Origin of the sequence: Aeromonas sp. CA23 (assembly GCF_002587065.1) — a bacterium.
Lineage (GTDB): Bacteria > Pseudomonadota > Gammaproteobacteria > Enterobacterales > Aeromonadaceae > Aeromonas > Aeromonas bestiarum.
Genome location: NZ_CP023818.1, coordinates 3,666,064 through 3,686,039, shown reverse-complemented (window position 1 = coordinate 3,686,039; position 19,976 = coordinate 3,666,064). Strand labels below are relative to the sequence as shown.

The window sequence follows — 19,976 nt, the reverse complement described above, 5'->3', positions numbered from 1 at the left end:
TAATATCCTGCTCAATATAGAAGCAGGGAAATATTATGACGCGTGCAGAATTTGATTGGGAGAAATCCATTGTATGGAATGGTCCGGGAACCATTGAAGGAGTGCAAGATACTCTCGCAGGAGATCGGCTGGATCGCGCTCGCTATGCCGAGTTTCTGACCGATTATCTGGCTACAGAGGGCAAACAGCGCAACTATGTATTGAACCTCAATGCCGAGTGGGGGGCGGGCAAGACCTGGTTTATCAAGCGCTGGTATATGGAGCTAAAACAGCATTATCCCACCGTCTATATCGATGCCTGGCAGCAGGACTTTTCCGATGACCCCTTGTTGACGGTGATCTCGTCGATTATCGAGCAACTGAGAGATGCTGCTGGAAATAAGCTTGCCGTACCCGATGGCATCAAATTCAAGCTACTTGGTCTGCTCAAGGTCGGCGGAAAATTGGTGCTCAAGTCAGCCATTAAAAAAGCTGGGCTGGAAGATGGTGACTTTTCTATGGAAGGAGAAGACGCAGACAAGCTGGTTGATACGCTTTGCAGCAATCATAAAGAGCGCTATGAATCTATTCAGTATCTTAAACAAGAGATTAGGCAATGGGTTGAAGCGGCTGTTTCTGCAAACTTAGATCAATTGGATGGCCAAGGTCGCTTGAATTATCCGGCCTTTATTTTGATTGATGAGTTGGATCGCTGCCGCCCCTCCTATGCGGTAGAAATGCTGGAGACCATCAAGCATATCTTTGATATTAAGGACGTTGTGTTTGTACTGGCAACGGATACTGAGCAGTTACAACACGCTATCAAGGTAATTTATGGGGAAGGGTTTGATGCCCAGACTTATCTAGGCAGGTTTTTCAAAAGACGTTTTTATTTGAATAAATGCCCTAGCCATTTTCTCATCGAAGAGTTTGTTGCAGACCGATTCGAACTTTTATGTAGTAAAACATTTCATTGTTTTTCAGATGCTAATGACTTTTCTAAAACACTTGCAAGAATTGTGGATGCATACCATCTCTCTGCAAGAGAGATAGAGTCATTTCTAGACAATTTATTTGCTATATTGCATTCAGTATCGGAGCGCTCCATAGATATTATCTATTTGTCTGCTTTACTGATTATGCATACAAAAATCCCTGCGGCATATATAGCTCTTCGTAGCGGTGGGAAGCTCTTAGATGCTGAAATTGATAAGATTAATGTAAATAAAGACAATGTTTTCTCATTTAAAAGCAAGGCAGAATTATCAATAGTAATTAATTATTGGTCTGATGTTAAGTCAGGTCGTAATGAAAAGGTAATTTTGAAAAATGATAATTTTTATGCCTATATCATGCAGGTTCATAGGATTCTTAGTGGTTATTATTTAAGTGGTGATAATAATCCAAATAACATAAACGGACTCACGATTATTCGTTCAGACGGAAGATATGATGATAATGGTAGATATTATATTGCTTGTTTGCAAAACAAATTGTTGACAAATGATGACTATATAGAGTTAGTCGAATTATCTACCTTGCTATTATGATAGATGGGCTTTACGCCCATCTATCAATATGCAGTTATTTATTGTGCCGCTCATAAAGCCGCTGCACCACATCCTTCAACTCCAGCCCCTCGTTTTGCAGCAGTACGGTCAGGTGGTAGAGCAGATCGGCGGATTCGTTGATGAGCTCCTCCCGATCCTTGGCCATGGCGGCCAGCGCCACTTCCACACCCTCTTCACCCACCTTCTGGGCGATGCGCTTGGTGCCCTTGGCATACAGGCTGGCGGTGTAGCTGGTGGCTGGGTCGGCACCTTTGCGTGATGCCAGGATCTGCTCGAGCTCGGCCAGGAAGCCGAGCGGTGGCACAGGGTGGCCGTCGAAGCAGGAGGGGGTGCCCAGATGGCAGGTGGGGCCGACGGGGTTGGCGGCGATCAGCAGAGAGTCCTGATCGCAGTCGGTGCTGATGGCGACCAGCTTGAGCACATGGCCCGAGCTTTCACCCTTGGTCCAGAGGCGCTGCTTGCTGCGGCTGAAGAAGGTGACCTGGCCGCTGGCCTGGGTCTTTTCCAGCGCCTCGCGGGTCATGAAGCCCTGCATCAGCACCTCGCCGCTGGCGGCATGCTGGACGATGGCGGGGATCATGCCATCACACTTTGCCCAGTCCAGGCGCTCGGCGAGCGGTAGCTCGTTGTTTACAGCTTGATTATTCACGGATGGCGACTCCTTCATTTTTCAGCCAGCGTTTCAATTCGGGAATGGGGATAAGGCCCTTGTGGAACACGGAGGCGGCCAGGGCCCCGTCCACGTCGGCGATAGTAAAAGCATCGAGGAAGTGTGCCATGGTGCCGGCACCACCGGAGGCGATCAGCGGCACCTTGCAGACGGCGCGCACCAGCTTGAGCTGCTCGAGGTCGTAGCCCTGGCGCATGCCATCCTGGTTCATCACGTTCAGCACGATTTCACCGGCGCCGCGCTTTTGCGCCTCCTGTACCCAATCCAGGGTATGCCAGGCGGTGGTGCGGGTGCGGCTCTCGTCACCGGTAAACTGTTTGACCTGATAGTGGCCGGTTTGCACATCAAAATAGGAGTCGATCCCCACCACCACGCACTGCACGCCGAAGCGCTCGGCCAGTCGGGTGATGAGGGTTGGATCGGCCAGGGCCGGTGAGTTGATGGAGACCTTGTCGGCGCCAAATTCGAGGATCTGGCGGGCATCCTCCACGCTCTTGATGCCACCGGCGACGCAGAAGGGGATGTCGATGACCTCGGCCACCCGGCTCACCCAGCTCTTGTCCACCACCCGCTCATCGCTCGAGGCTGTGATGTCGTAGAACACCAGTTCGTCGGCCCCTTCCTCTGCGTAGCGGCGGGCGAGCTCGACGATGCCGCCCATCACTTCATGATTTCGAAATTGCACTCCCTTGACCACAACGCCATCTTTGACGTCCAGACAGGGGATAATACGCTTTGACAACATGCTCGTTGCTCCATGTAACGCACGGTTAAAAACATCGTTATTGCCGGGTGACGCGGGCGTCAGACGGCCAATGAGTGAAGATCGTCGGCATGCTTCAACAGGTGGTGCCCAGCCGGGCGACAACGTGGCCGCAAGGGGACGTGTTCGACAGGGGAACCAACACTATATGCATGACTTTATTCAGTGATTCAACCCTTTATCTCTCTTTGTCGCCGCGGGATGCCGGGTCGGTGCATCCGGGCCCGCCGGTTCAAATCCTGTGGTATGTTCCTGCGTCGCCTGCAGGCTGCGCAGGGTAAGCAGGGCGCCGTCGAAATCGAACACTTTCAACTGGCGTGCCAGCGTATCCCCTTTGGGTCCGAGGCCTAGGAGCAGGGGACCAGCGTACTGCTCGAACAGCGGAATGACGGCTGTGTCGCTCTGCAGCAGCAGGCCTTCAATCTGGCGCAGCAACTGCTGCTGCCAGTGGCCATTGAGGGGGGCCGACACGGCGGCGGGTTCAGGCTCTTCCTGACCCAGCAGCTCAAGAAGGGCGCCGAGTGCGTTTGCTATCTCCGTCATCTGATCGGTCAGCTCGCTGCCATCGCGGGACAGGTCGTGTTCCAGCCGCTGGCTCTGGTCGGCCAGGGATACCCAGCCCAGAGTCGCGGCGACGCCGCGCAAGGTGTGGGCGAGGCGCGTGGCGGCCGGCTGATCGCCCGCCTGCAGATGGCTGCTGAGCAGTTGCATGTCCTGGCTGTGTTCACTGGCGAAATGGCGCAGCAAGGCGGCGTATTTCACCTGGTTGCCCTGCAGCGCCGCCAGCCCCTGTTGCAGATCCAGACCGGGGAAGGATTGCAGCCGGGCGAGCGGAGCTATCAGGGTATCGCTGGCCCGGCGCTGGTATTGAGGCTGCACCGGCGTGCTGGCGGGCAACCACAGTTGCAGCGCCTCAAACAGCTTGGCGGGGGTCACGGGCTTGGCGATGAAATCGTTCATGCCCGCCGCCTCACAGGCTTTTCTGTCCTCTTCAAAGGCACTGGCGGTCAGCGCCAGAATGGGGATCTGCTCCCAGCCCGGCAAGACACGGATGGCGCGAGTGGCACTGTAGCCATCCATCAGGGGCATCTGTATGTCCATCAGGATCAGATCGAAGGCGTGCTGGCTGACGCGCTCCAGCGCCTCCTGGCCGTTGACGGCGGTCTCGATGACGAGGCCGCTGTTGTTGAGAAGCTCAAGCACCACCTCGCGGTTGATGGCGTTGTCCTCCACCAGCAGCACGCGGGCGTGGTTGGAGAAAAAGAGCGTCTGTTGCACCGTCTGCTCGAGTCGCGCGGCTTGCTGCGGCTCGCTCTGCCCCAGAGAGAGCAGGGCGGTGAACCAGAAGCAGCTGCCCTTGCCCGGCACGCTGCTCAGACCGACCTCGCCCCCCATCAGGGTGGCGAGCCGGTTGGTGATCGCCAGGCCAAGGCCGGTGCCGCCGTACTTGCGGGTGGTGGAGACGTCGGCCTGCTCGAATGCCTGGAACAGCTTCTCGCTCTGTTCCGGACTGATGCCGATGCCGGTGTCTTCCACCTCGAAGCGCAGCAGATACCCCGTGGGCAGCGGGCGCTCTATCCGTACCCGCAGGGTGACCGAGCCCTGTTCGGTGAACTTGATGGCATTGGCCGCGTAGTTGAGCAGCGCCTGGCGCAGGCGGGTGATGTCGCCATGGACCCAGGCGGGTGTATCCCCTATGTCGACTATGATGGTGAGCCCCTTGGCGCGGGCTTGCTCGCTCATCAGGGCGCTGACGTTGTCCAGCATGGCGGTGAGGGAGAAGTCACTCTGCTCCAGCACCATCTTGCCCGCATCGATTTTGGAGAGATCCAAAATGTCGTTGATGATGGTGAGCAGGTGCTGGGCGGCGTTGTCTATCTTCTCCAGCCGATCGTGCTGGGTGTGATCCGGGGTGTCGCGCTTGAGCAGATAGGTGAGCCCCAAAATGGCGTTCATGGGGGTGCGGATCTCGTGGCTCATATTGGCCAGGAAGGCGCTCTTGGCGCGGTTGGCGCTCTCCGCCCTTTGATGGGCCTGGGCCAGTTGCAGGGTGCGCTCGTTGACCATCTCTTCCAGGTGGTAGCGGTATTGATCCAGCTCCTCGCCGAGCTGTTTCTTCTCCGTGATGTCCGCCTGCACTGTCACATAGTGGGTGATGACGCCGTTCTCCTGCCGAATGGGGGAGACGGTGGCCAGCACCTGGTAGTGGGAGCCATCCTTGCGGCGGTTGATGAACTCGCCATGCCAGCGCTGACCCTGATGGATGGCATCCCACAGGGCAACATAGGTCGCCTTGGGGGTGAGACCTGAGCGCAGCAGGGAAGGGGTCTGGCCCAGCACCTCGCTCTGCTGGTATCCGCTGGCGGCCAGGAAGGCGACGTTGACGTATTCGATGCGCGCCTGGGTATCCGTGATGAAGACACCATCCGGGCTCTGCTCCAGGGCCAGCGACAGTTGTCGCAACTGTTGTTCGGCCTGCTTGCGCTCAGTGATGTCCAGATTGATGCCGAGCAGGCGCAACGGGCGCTGTTGGGTATCCCGATAGACGCTGCCCTTGCTCACCAGCCAGCGGATGTCACCGCTGGGCAGCAGGATGCGAAACTCTATCTCGAGCGGTTTGCCTGCTCCTGGCAAGTCGGACAGCAGCTTGTCGATGCGGACCTTGTCGTCCGGATGCACGCAACTCTGCCAGGTGCTGAAGGTGTTGAGCTGCTCCACACTGCGGCCATAGAGGCGGGCACATTCGGGGGAGAAGAACAGCTGGCCACTCGGGATGTCCCATTCCCAGATGCCGACATGCGCCCCTTCCTGGGCCATCAGCAGGCGCTGTTCGCTATTGCGCAGGGCTGTGCTGGTGGTCTCTGCGCGGATGCGGGCGCTGATGGCATCGTCCATCAGATTCAGTGCCGCCAGGCGGGCGCGGCGCTGGGTATCGAGTGCCACCTGCTGGTTTTGCAACAGCTGCTGCTCGGCCAGCTTGCGCTCCGTGATGTCCTGTACCGTGCCGTACAGCTCGACTATGGTGCCACTGCCATCGCGCAAGGCGGCGCCCCGGGCAATGATCCAGATGGGCTCCCCCTGTTCGTGGATCACCTCGGCATCGCACTCGTAGGGATAACCGGTCTGCAGGCAGTGCTCGACGGACTGGGCGATGGCGCGCCACCCCTCCTGGGTGAAATATTTTCTCACCTCGGGATAGACTGCGGGAGGCAGGGACTGGTCGCGGCCATAGATACGGTAGATCTCGGGTGACCAGTAGTGGCTGTTGTCGGCAATGTGCCAGCGCCAGTTGCCTATCTTGGCCAGATGCTGGGATTCGCGCAGGATCACCTCGTTGCGGCGCAGGGCCTCTTCGGTCTCCTTGCGTTGCTGGTTGTCCTCGATGATCGAGATGAAGTAGTCGGGCTCCCCCTTGAGATCCCGGACCAGCGCCACTGTGAGGGTGATCCAGAGAATGTCGCCCCCCTTGCGCAGGTAACGTTTCTCCAGGGTGTAGTGAGGCCGCTCGCCCGCCAGCATCTGGGTCACATAGGTCTGGTCGATGAAGAGGTCATCCGGGTGGGTGATCTGCTGGAAGGTCATGCCCATCAACTCATCGGCCTGGTAGCCCACCATGTCGCACAGCCGCTGGTTGACCCGCAGCCACTTGCCATCCGGGGCGACCAGGGCAATGCCCACCGCCGCCTGCTCGAAGGTGGCCTGAAAGCGGGTTTCGCTCTGCTGCAGACGGGACTGGATGTTCATCAGCTCCTGCCAGCGCTGGGTCTCCCTGGCGCGGGATCTGTGCATGGCGGCGCTGAGCAGGCTGATGAGGACGCCGTTGGCGAGCAGTATTCCCCATTGCACCAGATCCTGGCCGGCGGCAATGGTCAGCGAATGGAGCGGGGGCAGCAGGAAGTAGGTGGTGACCAGGGCGCTCACCAGGGTGCTGAGCAGACCCGGCAGCAGGCCACCGAGCAGGGAGCAGAGGATGATGGGCAGCATGAAGAGCACCAGCAGCGGCCGTTCGCCAAAGGCGATGGGCAGCTGTATCCGGATCTGCAACATGAGAATCGGCAGCAGAATGGCCAGCAGGCAGACCCCCCACCGTTGCCGGGGCTGGCGGATATGCCACAGCTGGGACCAGCTCATCATAGGGACTCCTCCGGCGGCGTGGGGGCTTGAGGATAGGGTGGCTGCTGCCCGAGCTGAAGTGACAGTGCATTGATCTGGTGCTTGAGGGTGAGCATGGCCAGCTCCCTGTCCACCATCACCTTGTTGAAACGCTCCAGCTCGCTGTTTTGCTGGCGCAGTTCCGCGGCCTGACGGGTCAGGGCCTGCTCGACCTGCTCCCGCTCGGTGACGTCCAGCAAGAGGCCGAGAACGGCGGGCTGGCCACGATAGTCGACGCGCCGTCCATACAGCTCCACCTCTATGTTCTGATGGTCGTGGTGCAAGGCGGTGAACCGGGTGTGGATCTCGGTATCTTCCTGCTCACAGCGCAGCAGTTGCTCCGCCACCCTGTCGCTGTCTTTCGGGCTGGCCAGAGCGTGCAGCGTGCCGACTTTCAGCAGGGAGTTGGTCGAGCCGTAGCCGAACAGACGGGCGAAGCCCGGGTTGATGTAACAGAGCTGGCCCTGCTGGAGTATGTAGATGCCGGCCAGGGACTGTTCCACCAGGGCGCGAAACAGCCCTTCCCGTTCCTTGAGGCCCGCCTCGGCCCGCTTGAAATCCGTGATGTCGCGGGAGATGCCGAAGATGCCGATCACCTGGCCCTCGTTGTCTTGCAGCGGCCCCTTGGTGGCGAGGAACACCCGATCGCCGCTGGGCAGGGTGAGGTACTCCTCCTGTGTCTGTACCTTGTTGCGGGTTATGACCTGCTTGCCAAGATCCATCAACATTCGTGCCTGGTCGGGCGGGAAGATGGCCATGTCATCCTGGCCCAGCATCTCGGCGGCCGGCTTGCCGACGAACTGGCTGGCGGCACGGTTGAACAAGATGTATTTGCCTTCCATGTCCTTGGCGAAGATGGCGTCTTCCGAGCTGTCGGCAATGGCGGAGAGCAGCTGCAGCGCCTGCAGGCGTCCCGCCTGGGATTGACGGATCTGTTCGGCCATGAAGAGCTGGGTATGCTGGCGCAGCAATATGATGCCGGCGTTGGCGATGAAGAGCACCAGCAGGCCTATGAGCCCAATCCAGATGCTCTCCCTGAAGGCGGCGTGGTTGAGCTCCGCCTTGTCTATCTTGGCGATTAGATACCAGTCGGTGCCGATGACGGAGTGGATGGTGCCAAAGACCTCGACCCCCCGGTAATCCTGGCCAAAGAACGTCTGTCTGAGCCCCTCTTTGGCACCGCCGTTGAGAAACTGGGCTGCCAGCAGCGCCTTGTTGTCGATGGGGATCTGCAGGGTGAGGGCAGAGTGGGGACGATAGCGCACGTCATTGAGAAACTGCACCTGATTGCCGAGTTTTCGAAACAGCAGGGCTTCCCCGCTGCTGGCCGGAATGGGCCACTGCTTGAGAATGTGGTTGAGCCAGTCGCTGGAGCTGATCTGCAGCACGACAAGAGGGGAACCGCTGCCAGGCATGGACAGCGGGGCTATGAAGTCGAGCCTGGGCTGGCCCTGCTCATCGAGATAGGGCCCCACCCGCATGACATTGCCCGTTTCCACTTGAGCCAAGGCCTTACGCAGCGGCGCGCCAAGGCCGCTGGCCCCGGGCGTCTGCCACAGGGCTGTGCCGGTCGGGCTGAATACGGTTGCCGCGCTGAATCCCCTGATGGAGATGAACTCGGCCAGCCGGGTCATCAGGGGGGTATGTCCATCCGCCGGATGTGCAACTTGTCCCTGGCGATAGAGATTGGCATAGAGCGGGCTTTCGATCAGCAGGCGGGCATCGCGCTCACGTGCATTGAGCCACTCGGTGATCTGTTTGCTCTTGAGATCGGCGATGGCCTCGATCCTGGCTATCTCCTTGTCCTGGGTGTGACCCAGGCTCTGGGCGATGGCCATGCCGGTGAGCCCCAGGATCAGGCCGTTGATCAGGATAAGGGGCAAGAGCTGACGGCGAGAGAATTGACGGTTGACCACTGGCATGTCGATGCGACGGCGCAGCATGGCATAGAGCATGAGCGCCGTGATGAGGATGAACAGCCAACCCTTGATGGTGCTGGCCAAGGCAAACTGGGCCTGAGTGCTGAACAGCCACTCCACTGCCTTGTCGGAGAGCAGGATCCACAGGCTGGCCACGGCGGCATAGGTCAGCACTATGTTGAGAATGTAGGCCCGGGTGAGCGGGGGCTGGTCAGCCATGCTGTGCCTCGTTGTCATCCTTGTAGCGCTCGGCGATGGCGACGAACTGTTCGAAATGGCTGTCGAATGCCGCCACCACGTCCGGATCAAAATGCTGGCCGCTGCCGGTGAGGATCAGGGTTCTCGCCTCGTCATAGGGCATGGCGGCCTTGTAGACCCTTACGCTGATGAGGGCGTCAAACACGTCGGCCAGCGCCATCAGCCGGGCCGAGAGGGGAATATCATCGCCGTGCAGGCCGTCAGGGTAGCCGCTGCCGTCCCACTTCTCGTGGTGCCAGTGGGCAATCTCCTTGGCCAGGGTAAGGAATGCCAAGGGTTGTTCTATGTCTTGCTCCGCTTGCTCGATGGCATCGCTGCCGAGCTTGGCATGGGTGCGCATGGTGCCCCACTCTTCCACCGTCAACTTGGCCGGTTTGAGCAGTATGTGATCGGGAATGCCCACCTTGCCGATGTCGTGCAAGGGGGCCGAGCGGCTCAGCAGGTCTATGTAGCGAGGGGTCAGGGTCTCGGCAAAGCGGGGATGCGTGGCGAGGGCGCTGGCCAGTTGCCGCACGTAGCCCTGAGTGCGCAAGATGTGGTTGCCGGTTTCGGGGTCACGGATCTCCGCCAGGTGGGCGAGGGCACGGATGGAGACCTGCTGGATCAGGTCGTTCTCCATCATGCGGCGTGCCACCTCGGCCTCCAGCGCCGTGTTCTGGCTCTGCAAGCCGTCACGGGCCTGTTTGGCCTCCAGCTGGGTACGCACCCGGGCCTGGACGATGGCCGGTTTGATGGGCTTGGTGATGTAATCGGCCGCTCCCAGCGACAATCCGTACTCTTCACTCTGGGGATCGGCGAGGGCGGTGAGCAGCACCACGGGAATACGGCTGGTCTCGGGGGTGATGCGCAACTGTTTGAGCACCTCATAGCCATCCATGCCCGGCATCATCACATCCAGCAGGATGAGATCCGGCGCCGTCTTGCCAGTGGCGATCCGCAGGCACTTCTCTCCGCTCTGGGCGGCCAGCACCCGATAGGTGGGAGAGAGCAGATCGGTCAGCACCATCAGATTCTCGGGCGAGTCATCGACGATCAGTATGGTGGCGGCGTGAGATGTGAACATAAGTCCTCCGTGACGTTGTCTCAATGAGTTCGAGTATAGAGTCAATTGTTACCAAGTAATAAGGACTTACCCCGACTTATCTCTGGATGGAGAGATACCTGCCCGACCCCTGTGGCCAGGCAGGCTCTCATGTCACGGTGGCTGATCAAACCGTCAATCTGGCGTGCCGTTGGCCCAGCAGGTGATGGCGTCACCCACGGAGAATTTGCCCTCCAGCAGGGCACGGCCGAGGATGATCCCCTTGACCCCGGAGCCCTTGAGCGCCTCTATGTCCTGGATCCCGCCAATGCCGCCCGAGGCCTGAAAGGCCACGCTCGGGTAGCGGGCACAGAGATCCCGATAGAGCTCGACGTTGGTGCCCGCCAGGGTGCCATCGCGGCTGATGTCGGTGCAGAGCACATGCTTGAGACCGACCGGCAGGAAGCGCTCGATCAGCGCCTCTATGGTCACGCCGCTGTTCTCCTGCCAGCCCGCCACGGCGATATGGCGATTGCCCTGGGCGTCAATATTGACGTCCAGCGCCAGCACTATCTGCTCGGGGCCATATTTCTCCATCCAGCTTGCCACCAGATCCGGGGATTTGACGGCGGTGGAGCCGATCACCACCCGGCTGGCACCGGCAGCCAGCAGATCCGCCACATCCTGCTCGGTGCGCACTCCGCCGCCCACCTGCACAGGCGCCTCGGTGGCCGACAGCAGCTGGGTCAGCAGGGGGAGTTGGCGGGCTTGTGTCTCTTTGGCACCGTCCAGATCCACCAGGTGCAGTTGCACCGCCCCCTGGGAGACATATTCGTCAAAGCGGGCCTGCGGGCTGTCGCTGTATTCGGTTTTTTGGTCGTAGTCACCCTGATAGAGGCGAACCACCTGACCCTTGATAAGGTCAATTGCAGGAATGATCATCCTTGTCATAGCTCCAGAAAGTTTTGCAGTAAACGGGCACCCGCCGCGCCTGAGCGCTCCGGGTGGAACTGGGCGCCGAAGAAGTTGTCACGGGCCACGATGGCGGTAAAGGGCGTGCCGTAGTCACAGGTGGCGAGCGTCGCGTCTGTCACCTCCAGGGCGTAGGAGTGGACGAAGTAGAAGTAGCTGCCGCTTGGGATCCCCTTGAGCAGGGGATGGCGCTCGTCGTGTTCAATCTGGTTCCAGCCCATGTGGGGCAGGCGCAGCTTGCCCACCTCCATCAGCCGGATCTTGCCCGGCACTATGCCGAGGCAGTCGATCAGATCGCCGCTGCTGCCATCTGCACTCATGCTCTCTTCGGACGCCTCCGCCAGCATCTGCATGCCGAGGCAAAAGCCCAGCAGCGGCTGTTTGGCGGCGCGAATGAGGGGCACCAGATTGCGCTCGTTGAGATTCTTCATGGCCGCCACGGCTGTGCCCACCCCGGGCAGGATCAGCTTGTCGGCACTCTCGATATCGGCCGCCTTGCTGGAAACCAGCGGCTGTACGCCGAGGCGTTCGAACGCCATTCTGACCGAGGCCAGGTTCGCGCAGCCGGTGTCGATGATGACCAGTTTCTGAGTGCTCATGGTGTGCCCCTACCCATGTCGATTGGCGAGATCCGCACCATCGATGCAGTATCGATAATCACCAGCTTTTGAGAGTTCGTTGCCATTACAAGACTCCCTTGCTGGAGGGGAGCTCGCTCCCTTCCACCCGGATGGCCTGGCGCAGGGCGCGGCCAAAGCCCTTGAACAGCGCCTCCACCTGGTGGTGGGTGTTGCCGCTGCCGACCTTCATCTGCAATGTGATGGCCATGGCATCCGACAAGGAGCGGAAGAAGTGGGGCACCATCTCGGTGGCCATCTCGCCCACGCTGTCGCGGCCAAAGCCGCTCGGGCAGTCAAACACGAAGTAGGGGCGGCCGCTCAAGTCCAGGGCGGTACTCACTTCCTGCTCGGTGAGCGGGCGGGCATCGATCACCGCCTGCACCTCGTCCATCGCCAGCACGAAGCCGAAACGGCCTATGCCGCGCTTGTTGCCGAGCGCCTGGCGCATGGCCTGACCCAGCGCCAGCCCTACATCTTCTACCGTGTGGTGATCGTCGATGTGCAGATCGCCGCTCACCTTCAGCTTGAGTCTGAAACCGGCGTGGGTCGCTATCTGATCCAGCATGTGATCGAAGAAGCCGATGCCGGTGGCGATCTGGTTGCCGCCGCTCTTGTCGAGATCCACCGCCACCTGGATGCGGGTCTCCTTGGTATAGCGCTCCACTTCGGCCACGCGTCCCTTGGACAGCAGCTGATCACGGATGGCGAGCCAGTCGTGATCCTGCGGCTGATAGCGAATGCCACGGATGCCCATGTTCTCGGCGAGCTGCAGGTCTGTCTGTCTGTCACCAATCACGAAAGAGTTGGCGAAATCGATGCGACCGGAGGCCAGATATTCCTTCACCAGCCCGAGGTTCGGCTTGCGGCAGCTGCAGCCATCGGTCGGGAAGTGGGGGCAGATCAGCACCTGTTCCCAGTGGACCCCTTGCGATTCAAACAGGTGCATCATCAGGTCGTGGGGCGGCTGGAAGTTCTCCAGCGGCAGGCTGGCCGTACCCAGCCCATCCTGGTTGGTCACCATCACCAGCACGTAACCGGCGGCCTGCAGCTCGCGCAGCACAGGGATCACCATGGGCTCGAAGCGCAGCTTGGCGAGGCTGTCCACCTGTTTGTCGGTTACCGGCTCTTCAATCAGGGTGCCGTCGCGGTCGATAAACAAAAACGGGGTCTTCATCAATGACATCCTTATACGCTGGCGGCAGACGGGTTGTTGAGTGGCATCTGGTTGACCGAGACGTCTCGCAATACTGCGATCACGGCGTCCATTTCGCCCTGATAGCCGATGGTGATGCGAATGCTGTTGTCCAGGCCCGGCTTGGTGGAGAAATCCCGCAATATGATGCCGGCGGCCTTCATGGCGGCAAAGACGGTGGCGCCGTCAACGAAGCGCACCAGTATGAAGTTGCCCTTGTCCTCGAAAAGCTCCCGCACGCAGGCCAGGCTGGCCAGCTCGGCCTTGATCAACGCCTTCTGCTTGTTGAGCTCGGTGACCCGCTCCTGCATCAGCTCCAGTCCCATGGGGGAGAGCGCCTGCGTCGCTATCTGGGCGATGGGATCCGGGATGGGGTAGGGAGCTATCACCTTGGCCAGCATGGCGATCACCTCGGGGCTAGCCAGCGTAAAGCCGCAGCGGATCCCGGCCAGGGCAAAGGCCTTGGAGAGGGTGCGGGTCACCACCAGATTGGGGAAACGGGCCAGCAAGTCCACCACGGACGCCTCTGGACAGAACTCGATATAGGCCTCGTCGACCACGATAATGGCGCGCTTTCTGGCCTTCTCCAGCAGGGCGATGAGGCCGTCGCGACCCATCAGATCCCCGGTGGGGTTGTTGGGGGAGCAGAGGAACACCAGCTTGACGTCGGAGAGGCGGTCGGCGATGGCGGCCCAGTCCGGCTGACGGTTGGCAGTCAAAGGCTGTTCGACGATACCCACGCCGCAGGTCTCGGCACTGATGGCGTACATGCCGTAGGTGGGGGGGCAGATCAGGATCTGATCCTGCCCCGCCTCGCAGAAGGTGCGAACTAACAGCTCTATGGCCTCGTCGGCGCCCCGGCTCACCAGCACCTGACTTGGGCTAACCCCCGCATAGGCGGCGTAGCCGTTGACCACCTCGGCCGGTTGGGGCTCGGGGTAGCGGTTGAGGCGATTTCCCTCGATGGTGAAGGGGTAGGCCTGCGGCGCCTCGTTGGCATTGAGCCAGATGTGGCCCTTGCCGCCGATGCGGCGAGCGGATTGGTAAGGGGTGAGGGCCCGCACCACGCGGCGGGCCAGATTGGCGATGCTCATGACAAATCCTTTTGCGGCTGGTTTGAAAGTGCGCTCAATCTGAGGGTGACGGCGTTTTTGTGGCCATCGAGCCCTTCTGCCTGGGCGATGCGCTGGACTATGGGGCCGAGCCCCTGGATGCCCTCGACGCTCAGCTCCTGCACAGTGTAGCGGCGCTGGTAATCGGCCAGCCCCAGGCTCGAGCAGGTGCGGGCGTAGCCGTAAGTGGGCAAGGTGTGGTTGGTGCCGCTGGCGTAATCGCCGACCGACTCCGGTGTCCATGCCCCAAGGAAGATGGAGCCGGCGTTCTCGAGCTTGCCGAGCAGTTCCCGCGGCGCCCGGGTCTGCACTATCAGGTGCTCGGGGGCATAGGCGTTGGAGATGGCGCAGGCCTCGTCCAGGCTGTCGCAGAGGATCACCAGGCTGGCGCCCAGCGCCTTGGCGGCGATCTCGCGGCGGCTGAGCCGGGCCAGCTGGCCCTTGATCTCGCCGGCAATGGCATCGGCCAGCAGGGGTGAGGTGGTGACCAGCACCACCTGACTGTCGGGGCCGTGCTCGGCTTGGGAAAGCAAATCTGCCGCCACGAAGGCGGGGTTGGCGCTCTCGTCGGCAATCACCAGCACCTCGGAGGGGCCGGCGGGCATGTCGATGGCGGCGCCGCGCCAGTCACGGGAGACCTGGCCCTTGGCCTCTGTCACGTAGGCGTTGCCCGGGCCGAAGATCTTGTCCACCTTGGGGATGCTCTCGCTGCCATAGGCCATGGCGGCGATGGCCTGGGCGCCGCCGATGGCGAATACCTTCTCGACGCCGCAGGCGCGGGCGGCAAACAGTATCTCGTCGCTGGCTGGCGACGGGGTGCAGAGCACCACCTCACGGCAACCAGCTAGGCGTGCCGGAATGGCCAGCATCATGACGGTGGAGGGGAGTGGTGCACTGCCCCCCGGCACATAGAGACCGACCCGGCTGATGGGCTGGGTGCGCAGCTCGCAAACCACGCCGGGCTGGGTCTCGACCCGCACCACCGGCTGCACCTGGGCGGCGTGGAAGGTGCGAATATTGGCAATCGCGGCTTCGATGGCACTCTTGATGTCATCATCCAGCCGCGCACAGGCGGCCTCGATTTCGGCCTCGCTGACCCGCAGTTGTTCACGGGGCGCGCGTTCGAAACGCAGGCCGAGCTCGCGCAGGGCCTCGTCGCCACGGCTGCGCACGGCTGCGATGATCTCCTTGACCACGGCGCCTATGTCCGCCTCGTCATTGAGGGCGGGCCGGGTCAGCACGTCGGTTTGCTGGGCGGGGGAGAGGGTCTTCCAGATCAGGGTCTGCATGGTGTCCCCTCCTTATTCCATCATTTTTTCGATGGGCAGCACCAGGATGGAGCTGGCACCGAGGGCTTTGAGCTGCTCCATGGTTTCCCAGAACAGGGTCTCGCTGGATACCACGTGCAGCGCCACCTGATTGGTGTCACCGGCCAGCTGCATGATGGTGGGGCGCTCGGCGCCGGGCAGCAGATCCGTGATGGCATCGAGTTTGTCTTTGGGGGCGTGCAGCATGATGTACTTGCTCTCGCGCGCCTGCTGCATCCCCTGGATGCGGGGCAGCAGCTTGTCGATCAGCTTCTGCTTGGCCTCATTCAAGGGGTTGGGAGCTTGCACCAGCACCGCCTTGGAGCGGTAGATCACCTCCACCTCTTTGAGGCCGTTGGCCTCCAGGGTCGCGCCTGTGGAGACCAGATCGCAGATGGCATCGGCCAGACCCGCGCGAGGGGCCACTTCCACCGAGCCGCCCAGCATGACGCTCTTGAAATTGAGCCCCTTCTCATCGAAGAAGCGCTTGAGCAGGCCCGGGTAGGAGGTGGCGATGCGCTTGCCCGCCAGGCTTTGCGGCCCCGTGTAGGCCACATCGTCCGGCACCGCCAGCGACAGGCGGCAGCCCCCGAAATCCAGCTGCTTGAGGGTTTTCACTTCCGCGGGCAACCCCTGGGAGGCGCGAATGAGCTGCGCCTCTTCCAGCACGTTCTCACCTATGATGCCAAGGTCGACCACCCCTTCCATCACCAGACCGGGGATGTCGTCATCACGCACCCGCAGTATGTCGATGGGCATGTTTTCCACATGGGCGATAAGGCGCTGTTCGCGCAGGTTGATCTTGAGGCCGCAGCTCTTGAACAGGGCTTGGGAATCCTGGCTCAGACGACCGGACTTTTGCATGGCGATACGCAGGCGTTGTGTTTCCATTTGCTCGATTTCCTTCTTGTCAAAAACGAAAAAACCCTCGGAAGTATGTGCTTCCGAGGGTTTATGAATCTTGCGGTCCTTTTGGAAGTCACCAGTTAAGTGTCTTCCAGCAGTCAACCTCCTGAAAGACTAGTCGGGATGATGATGGTGGTGATGAGTCTTCAGCAGGGTGAACTTCATGTAACTAATCCTTTACAAATAAGATGTCGTAGTTGACGCCCGATTTAAACTACCTTCCTTGACGGAAAAAGCAACTCGAAAATGTGATTCCATCGATTAAAGTTGAGAAAACGGTTTCTTGGTCGATAACTAGACAAGATGCCCCAGAGGAGGCGAGATCATGCCCAGCCAGGACCTGTTGTTCCCCATTTTGCCGCGGGCGCCAGCGACCCCGAGTCCTGACGACATCAAGCGGGAAGTGACCCAGATCAGCCAGAAGCACCAGTTGCGCAAGACCAGCACCGACAACGGTGAGTCCCAGCAGCGCCAGCAGGCCTACCCCTCTGCCAAGCGTGATCAGCCAAAGCCCGAAGAGGACGATCACAAGCCGGATCCCGAGCACCAGATCGATCTCTTCGTCTGAACGCATTATCAGTCCCGCTTTCACCGCATTTTTGGCATAATGCCCGCTTTTGCTGCGGGACGCCCTTTTGACCATCCAGACCCTGTTCAAGCCAGATGGCCCTCTGGCCAGCCACATCGACGGCTTCGTTGCCCGCGCCCCGCAACTGGCCATGGCCGAAGCCGTCTCAAGCGCCATCAAGAGCGGTGGCCGTCTGCTGGTGGAGGCGGGCACGGGCACCGGCAAGACCTATGCCTATCTGGTGCCGGCGCTGGAGTCCGGCAAGCGGGTGGTGATCAGCACAGGCTCCAAGAACCTGCAGGAGCAGCTCTTCTACCGAGACCTCCCCACCATCACGGGGGCGCTCTCCTACACCCCGCCGGTGGCCCTGCTCAAGGGGCGCAGCAACTACCTGTGCATAGAGCGCATGAATCGCCTGCTCAGCGAATCCCATCTGCAAAAGCCGGAAATCCTCAACGATCTGGTCAAGGTCAAATCCTGGTCCACCGCCACCGACAACGGCGATGTGGGTGATATCCCGGGTCTGCAGGAGAACGCCGAGATCCTGGCCCACGTCACCAGTACCAACGACAACTGCCTCGGCCGCGACTGCCCCTATTACGACGACTGCCATCTGGTGGTGGCCCGCCGCCGCGCCATGGATGCCCAGGTGGTGGTGATCAATCATCACCTCTTCTTCGCCGATATGGCGGTGAAAGACACGGGATTTGGTGAGCTGGTGCCAGAAGCCCAGGTCTATGTGTTCGACGAGGCGCACCAGTTGGCGGAGATCGCCACCAACTACTTCGGCAAATCGGTGGGCAGCCGCACCATCCAGGATCTGGCGCAGGATATCCAGCTTGCCTATCGCGCCGAGGCCCACGACATGGGGCAGCTTGGCAAGGCGGCGGACCGGCTCTCCATCGCCAGCCAGGATCTGCGCCTCGCCTTCGGGGTGGACGGCGGCCGTGGCAATACCCGCGACATGTTGCGCCAGCCGCTCTGGGCCCAGGCGCTGGCCCGCCTCAACGATGCCCTCGGGCTCTGTTACGAGGTGCTCAAACTCGCACTGGGGCGCGGTGAGCAGCTGGATCACGCCTTCGAGCGGATCTGCGAGCTGCGCGCCCGCCTTGGGGAGGTGCTGACCATCAACCAGACCGGTTTCTCCTACTGGTATGACTGCTCGCGGCTGCACTTCTCCCTCAACATCACCCCGCTGTCGGTGGCCGAGCGCTTTGGCGCCGAGGTGCTGCGTCCCGAGGTGGCCTGGATCTTCACCTCCGCCACCCTGACGGTGGACATGCGCTTCGATCACTTTGTGGCCGAACTGGGGCTCGCGGGCAGCGCCGAGCTCATCCTCGACAGCCCGTTTGATTACGCCGAACAGGCGCGGCTGTGCGTGCCCCGTTTTCTGCCCGAGCCCAACGCCTTCGGGCGGGGCGAGCAGCTGGCCCAGCTGATGATCCCCCTCATCAACAAGACGCCGGGGGGCTGTTTCTTCCTCTGCACCAGCCATCAGGTGATGCGCCAGGTGGCCGAGGTGCTGCGCCGCGAGATAGGCCGTACCGTGCTGCTGCAGGGGGAGGACAACAAGCAGCGGCTGCTCAAGGAGTTCGTGGAGAATGGCCGCGCCGTGCTGGTGGCTACCAGCAGCTTCTGGGAGGGGATAGACGTGCGGGGGGCCGCGTTGTCGTGTGTTATCATCGACAAGCTGCCGTTTGCCAGCCCCGACGACCCGTTGCTCAAGGCGCGAGTCGATGATTGCAAGCTCAAGGGGGGCGATCCCTTCGCCGAGCTGCAGCTTCCCAAGGCGGTGATAGCGCTCAAGCAGGGGGTGGGGCGGCTCATTCGTGATCGCAGTGATCACGGCGTACTGGTCATCTGTGATCCACGCATGGTCAACAAACCCTACGGCGCCACCTTTATCAAGAGTCTGCCCGCCATTCCCCGTACCCGGGAGCTAGGGACGCTGGGGAGTTTCTTCGATCGTGGTAAATAAGACGGCCGGTTATATGCCCTGCACCCGGGAACTGGCAACGTAGGGAAGCTTCTTCGATCGTGGCGAATAGGTGCCCCGCTGATGGGTATCCAGTGGCCTGTTGATGGCAGTTAAGGCTATTTTTTCAAGAGATGCGGCGGCCACGCAGCCCGTATCGAGGTTTTTCATCGAGCCACTTGCAGATAGATGACAGAATTGAACAACGGGCGAGCACAGCTTGCTTGCCTGTTATGTAATTGACTGATTTTATAGAGATTGGAAAGCATGAACGAGTTGAAGATCCTGGCCGTTGATACCGCCACCGAAGCCTGCTCCGCCGCCCTGCTGGTGGGTGACAAGCTGTTCTCCCGCTGGGAAGAGGCGCCGCGGGATCACACCCGCAAAATCTTGCCCATGGTTCAGGCTGTGTTGGACGATGCCGGGATAGCCTTGAGCGAGCTCGATGCCATCGCGTTCGGGCGTGGCCCGGGTTCTTTCACCGGCGTGCGGATCGGGATCAGCGTGGCCCAGGGGCTGGCCTTCGGGGTTGGCGTGCCGCTCATCGGCATCTCCACTCTGGCCGCCATGGCGCAGGGGGCTTATCGGCTGGAAGGCGCCGAGCGGGTGTTGACCGCCATCGATGCGCGCATGGGGGAGGTCTACTTCGGTCAGTACGCGCTGAAGGAGGGCCGCATGCAGCTGGTGGGTGAGGAGGTCGTGAGCGATCCGGCTGCGCTGTTGGCGTCTGGCCCGCTGGCGGGTCGCTGGACCCGTGTCGGCACCGGCTTTGAGACCTATGGCGAGATCCTGGGTGGTCTGGCCGAGGAGGTTGTCATGAGCCAGGTGCGCTTCCCGGCGGCCGTCGACATGCTGCCGCTGGCGCGTGCCGCCTTGCTGGCGGGGGAGGCTGTACCTGTGGAGCAGGCCACCCCGGTATACTTGCGAGACAAGGTAACCTGGAAAAAATTGCCGGGTCGCGAATAAGGGCAGGAAGCGGCGTGGCATGCCT

General features: G+C 60.8%; 16 protein-coding genes and 1 other annotated feature. Of the genes, 4 read left to right on the top strand and 12 right to left on the bottom strand.

Annotation, left to right across the window (positions count from 1 at the left end; all coding sequences use genetic code 11):
* Positions 1-35 precede the first annotated feature (35 nt).
* Positions 36-1,529 carry a KAP family P-loop NTPase fold protein gene (locus CK910_RS17110; protein WP_098984103.1) on the top strand — a complete coding sequence of 498 codons (1,494 nt, stop codon included), beginning with the start codon at positions 36-38 and terminating at the stop codon, positions 1,527-1,529.
* A gap of 34 nt (positions 1,530-1,563) precedes the next feature.
* Here the strand turns inward: CK910_RS17110 and hisIE are convergent, their stop codons facing one another.
* From hisIE to hisG, 11 genes are all read right to left on the bottom strand, one after another.
* Entirely contained in the window at positions 1,564-2,199 is a 636-nt protein-coding gene (hisIE, locus tag CK910_RS17105) for a bifunctional phosphoribosyl-AMP cyclohydrolase/phosphoribosyl-ATP diphosphatase HisIE (RefSeq protein ID WP_098984102.1), read from the bottom strand.
* Positions 2,192-2,965 carry an imidazole glycerol phosphate synthase subunit HisF gene (gene hisF, locus CK910_RS17100; protein ID WP_098984101.1) on the bottom strand — a complete coding sequence of 258 codons (774 nt, stop codon included), beginning with the start codon at positions 2,963-2,965 and terminating at the stop codon, positions 2,192-2,194. Before hisF ends, hisIE begins: the two co-directional genes overlap by 8 nt.
* 180 nt (positions 2,966-3,145) lie before the next feature.
* Positions 3,146-7,117 carry a PAS domain S-box protein gene (locus tag CK910_RS17095; protein WP_098984100.1) on the bottom strand — a complete coding sequence of 1,324 codons (3,972 nt, stop codon included), beginning with the start codon at positions 7,115-7,117 and terminating at the stop codon, positions 3,146-3,148.
* Positions 7,114-9,273 (bottom strand): PAS domain-containing protein, encoded by a 2,160-nt coding sequence (locus tag CK910_RS17090; RefSeq protein WP_098984099.1) that lies wholly within the window; start codon positions 9,271-9,273, stop codon positions 7,114-7,116. Before CK910_RS17090 ends, CK910_RS17095 begins: the two co-directional genes overlap by 4 nt.
* The gene (locus CK910_RS17085; RefSeq protein ID WP_098984098.1) at positions 9,266-10,375 is read right to left on the bottom strand and encodes a response regulator; all 1,110 of its coding nucleotides are present in this window, start codon (positions 10,373-10,375) and stop codon (positions 9,266-9,268) included. The genes CK910_RS17090 and CK910_RS17085 overlap by 8 nt, the downstream gene beginning before the upstream one ends.
* Before the next feature lie 153 nt (positions 10,376-10,528).
* The gene (gene hisA, locus CK910_RS17080; RefSeq protein ID WP_098984097.1) at positions 10,529-11,275 is read right to left on the bottom strand and encodes a 1-(5-phosphoribosyl)-5-[(5-phosphoribosylamino)methylideneamino]imidazole-4-carboxamide isomerase; all 747 of its coding nucleotides are present in this window, start codon (positions 11,273-11,275) and stop codon (positions 10,529-10,531) included.
* Between the two features lie 5 nt (positions 11,276-11,280).
* Positions 11,281-11,904 (bottom strand): imidazole glycerol phosphate synthase subunit HisH, encoded by a 624-nt coding sequence (gene hisH / locus CK910_RS17075; protein WP_098984096.1) that lies wholly within the window; start codon positions 11,902-11,904, stop codon positions 11,281-11,283.
* An 85-nt stretch (positions 11,905-11,989) separates the two neighbouring features.
* On the bottom strand, positions 11,990-13,099 hold the full coding sequence (gene hisB, locus CK910_RS17070; RefSeq protein ID WP_098984095.1) for a bifunctional histidinol-phosphatase/imidazoleglycerol-phosphate dehydratase HisB: 1,110 nt from the start codon (positions 13,097-13,099) through the stop codon (positions 11,990-11,992).
* Between the two features lie 11 nt (positions 13,100-13,110).
* Positions 13,111-14,211, bottom strand: a complete 1,101-nt coding sequence (gene hisC / locus CK910_RS17065; RefSeq protein WP_098984094.1) for a histidinol-phosphate transaminase — start codon at positions 14,209-14,211, stop codon at positions 13,111-13,113.
* Positions 14,208-15,518, bottom strand: a complete 1,311-nt coding sequence (gene hisD, locus CK910_RS17060; RefSeq protein ID WP_098984093.1) for a histidinol dehydrogenase — start codon at positions 15,516-15,518, stop codon at positions 14,208-14,210. The genes hisC and hisD overlap by 4 nt, the downstream gene beginning before the upstream one ends.
* Before the next feature lie 12 nt (positions 15,519-15,530).
* Positions 15,531-16,427 carry an ATP phosphoribosyltransferase gene (gene hisG, locus CK910_RS17055; protein WP_043134870.1) on the bottom strand — a complete coding sequence of 299 codons (897 nt, stop codon included), beginning with the start codon at positions 16,425-16,427 and terminating at the stop codon, positions 15,531-15,533.
* A gap of 25 nt (positions 16,428-16,452) precedes the next feature.
* Positions 16,453-16,581 (bottom strand) — a sequence feature (His leader region).
* Positions 16,582-16,767: 186 nt separating this feature from the next.
* Between hisG and CK910_RS17050 the strand changes: the two genes are divergently transcribed.
* On the top strand, positions 16,768-17,010 hold the full coding sequence (locus CK910_RS17050) for a hypothetical protein (protein ID WP_043134867.1): 243 nt from the start codon (positions 16,768-16,770) through the stop codon (positions 17,008-17,010).
* 67 nt (positions 17,011-17,077) lie between these two features.
* Positions 17,078-18,988 carry an ATP-dependent DNA helicase gene (locus CK910_RS17045; protein ID WP_098984092.1) on the top strand — a complete coding sequence of 637 codons (1,911 nt, stop codon included), beginning with the start codon at positions 17,078-17,080 and terminating at the stop codon, positions 18,986-18,988.
* Positions 18,989-18,997: 9 nt separating this feature from the next.
* Here CK910_RS17045 and CK910_RS23835 read toward each other — a convergent pair whose 3' ends face one another.
* Positions 18,998-19,156 (bottom strand): hypothetical protein, encoded by a 159-nt coding sequence (locus CK910_RS23835; RefSeq protein WP_157774638.1) that lies wholly within the window; start codon positions 19,154-19,156, stop codon positions 18,998-19,000.
* A 96-nt stretch (positions 19,157-19,252) separates the two neighbouring features.
* Here CK910_RS23835 and tsaB point away from each other — a divergent pair, with 96 nt between their 5' ends.
* On the top strand, positions 19,253-19,951 hold the full coding sequence (gene tsaB, locus CK910_RS17040; protein ID WP_043134863.1) for a tRNA (adenosine(37)-N6)-threonylcarbamoyltransferase complex dimerization subunit type 1 TsaB: 699 nt from the start codon (positions 19,253-19,255) through the stop codon (positions 19,949-19,951).
* The last annotated feature ends 25 nt before the right edge of the window (positions 19,952-19,976 follow it).

Excerpts from the sequence above, each read along its gene's own strand:
- CK910_RS17050 (WP_043134867.1), top strand. The coding sequence starts at position 16,768 with ATGCCCAGCCAGGACCTGTTGTTCCCCATTTTGCCGCGGGCGCCAGCG.
- hisA (WP_098984097.1), bottom strand. The coding sequence starts at position 11,275 with ATGATCATTCCTGCAATTGACCTTATCAAGGGTCAGGTGGTTCGCCTC.
- hisB (WP_098984095.1), bottom strand. The coding sequence starts at position 13,099 with ATGAAGACCCCGTTTTTGTTTATCGACCGCGACGGCACCCTGATTGAA.
- CK910_RS17085 (WP_098984098.1), bottom strand. The coding sequence starts at position 10,375 with ATGTTCACATCTCACGCCGCCACCATACTGATCGTCGATGACTCGCCC.
- hisD (WP_098984093.1), bottom strand. The coding sequence starts at position 15,518 with ATGCAGACCCTGATCTGGAAGACCCTCTCCCCCGCCCAGCAAACCGAC.
- tsaB (WP_043134863.1), top strand. The coding sequence starts at position 19,253 with ATGAACGAGTTGAAGATCCTGGCCGTTGATACCGCCACCGAAGCCTGC.
- hisF (WP_098984101.1), bottom strand. The coding sequence starts at position 2,965 with ATGTTGTCAAAGCGTATTATCCCCTGTCTGGACGTCAAAGATGGCGTT.
- hisC (WP_098984094.1), bottom strand. The coding sequence starts at position 14,211 with ATGAGCATCGCCAATCTGGCCCGCCGCGTGGTGCGGGCCCTCACCCCT.
- hisG (WP_043134870.1), bottom strand. The coding sequence starts at position 16,427 with ATGGAAACACAACGCCTGCGTATCGCCATGCAAAAGTCCGGTCGTCTG.
- CK910_RS17095 (WP_098984100.1), bottom strand. The coding sequence starts at position 7,117 with ATGATGAGCTGGTCCCAGCTGTGGCATATCCGCCAGCCCCGGCAACGG.
- CK910_RS17090 (WP_098984099.1), bottom strand. The coding sequence starts at position 9,273 with ATGGCTGACCAGCCCCCGCTCACCCGGGCCTACATTCTCAACATAGTG.
- CK910_RS23835 (WP_157774638.1), bottom strand. The coding sequence starts at position 19,156 with ATGAAAAACCTCGATACGGGCTGCGTGGCCGCCGCATCTCTTGAAAAA.
- hisH (WP_098984096.1), bottom strand. The coding sequence starts at position 11,904 with ATGAGCACTCAGAAACTGGTCATCATCGACACCGGCTGCGCGAACCTG.
- CK910_RS17110 (WP_098984103.1), top strand. The coding sequence starts at position 36 with ATGACGCGTGCAGAATTTGATTGGGAGAAATCCATTGTATGGAATGGT.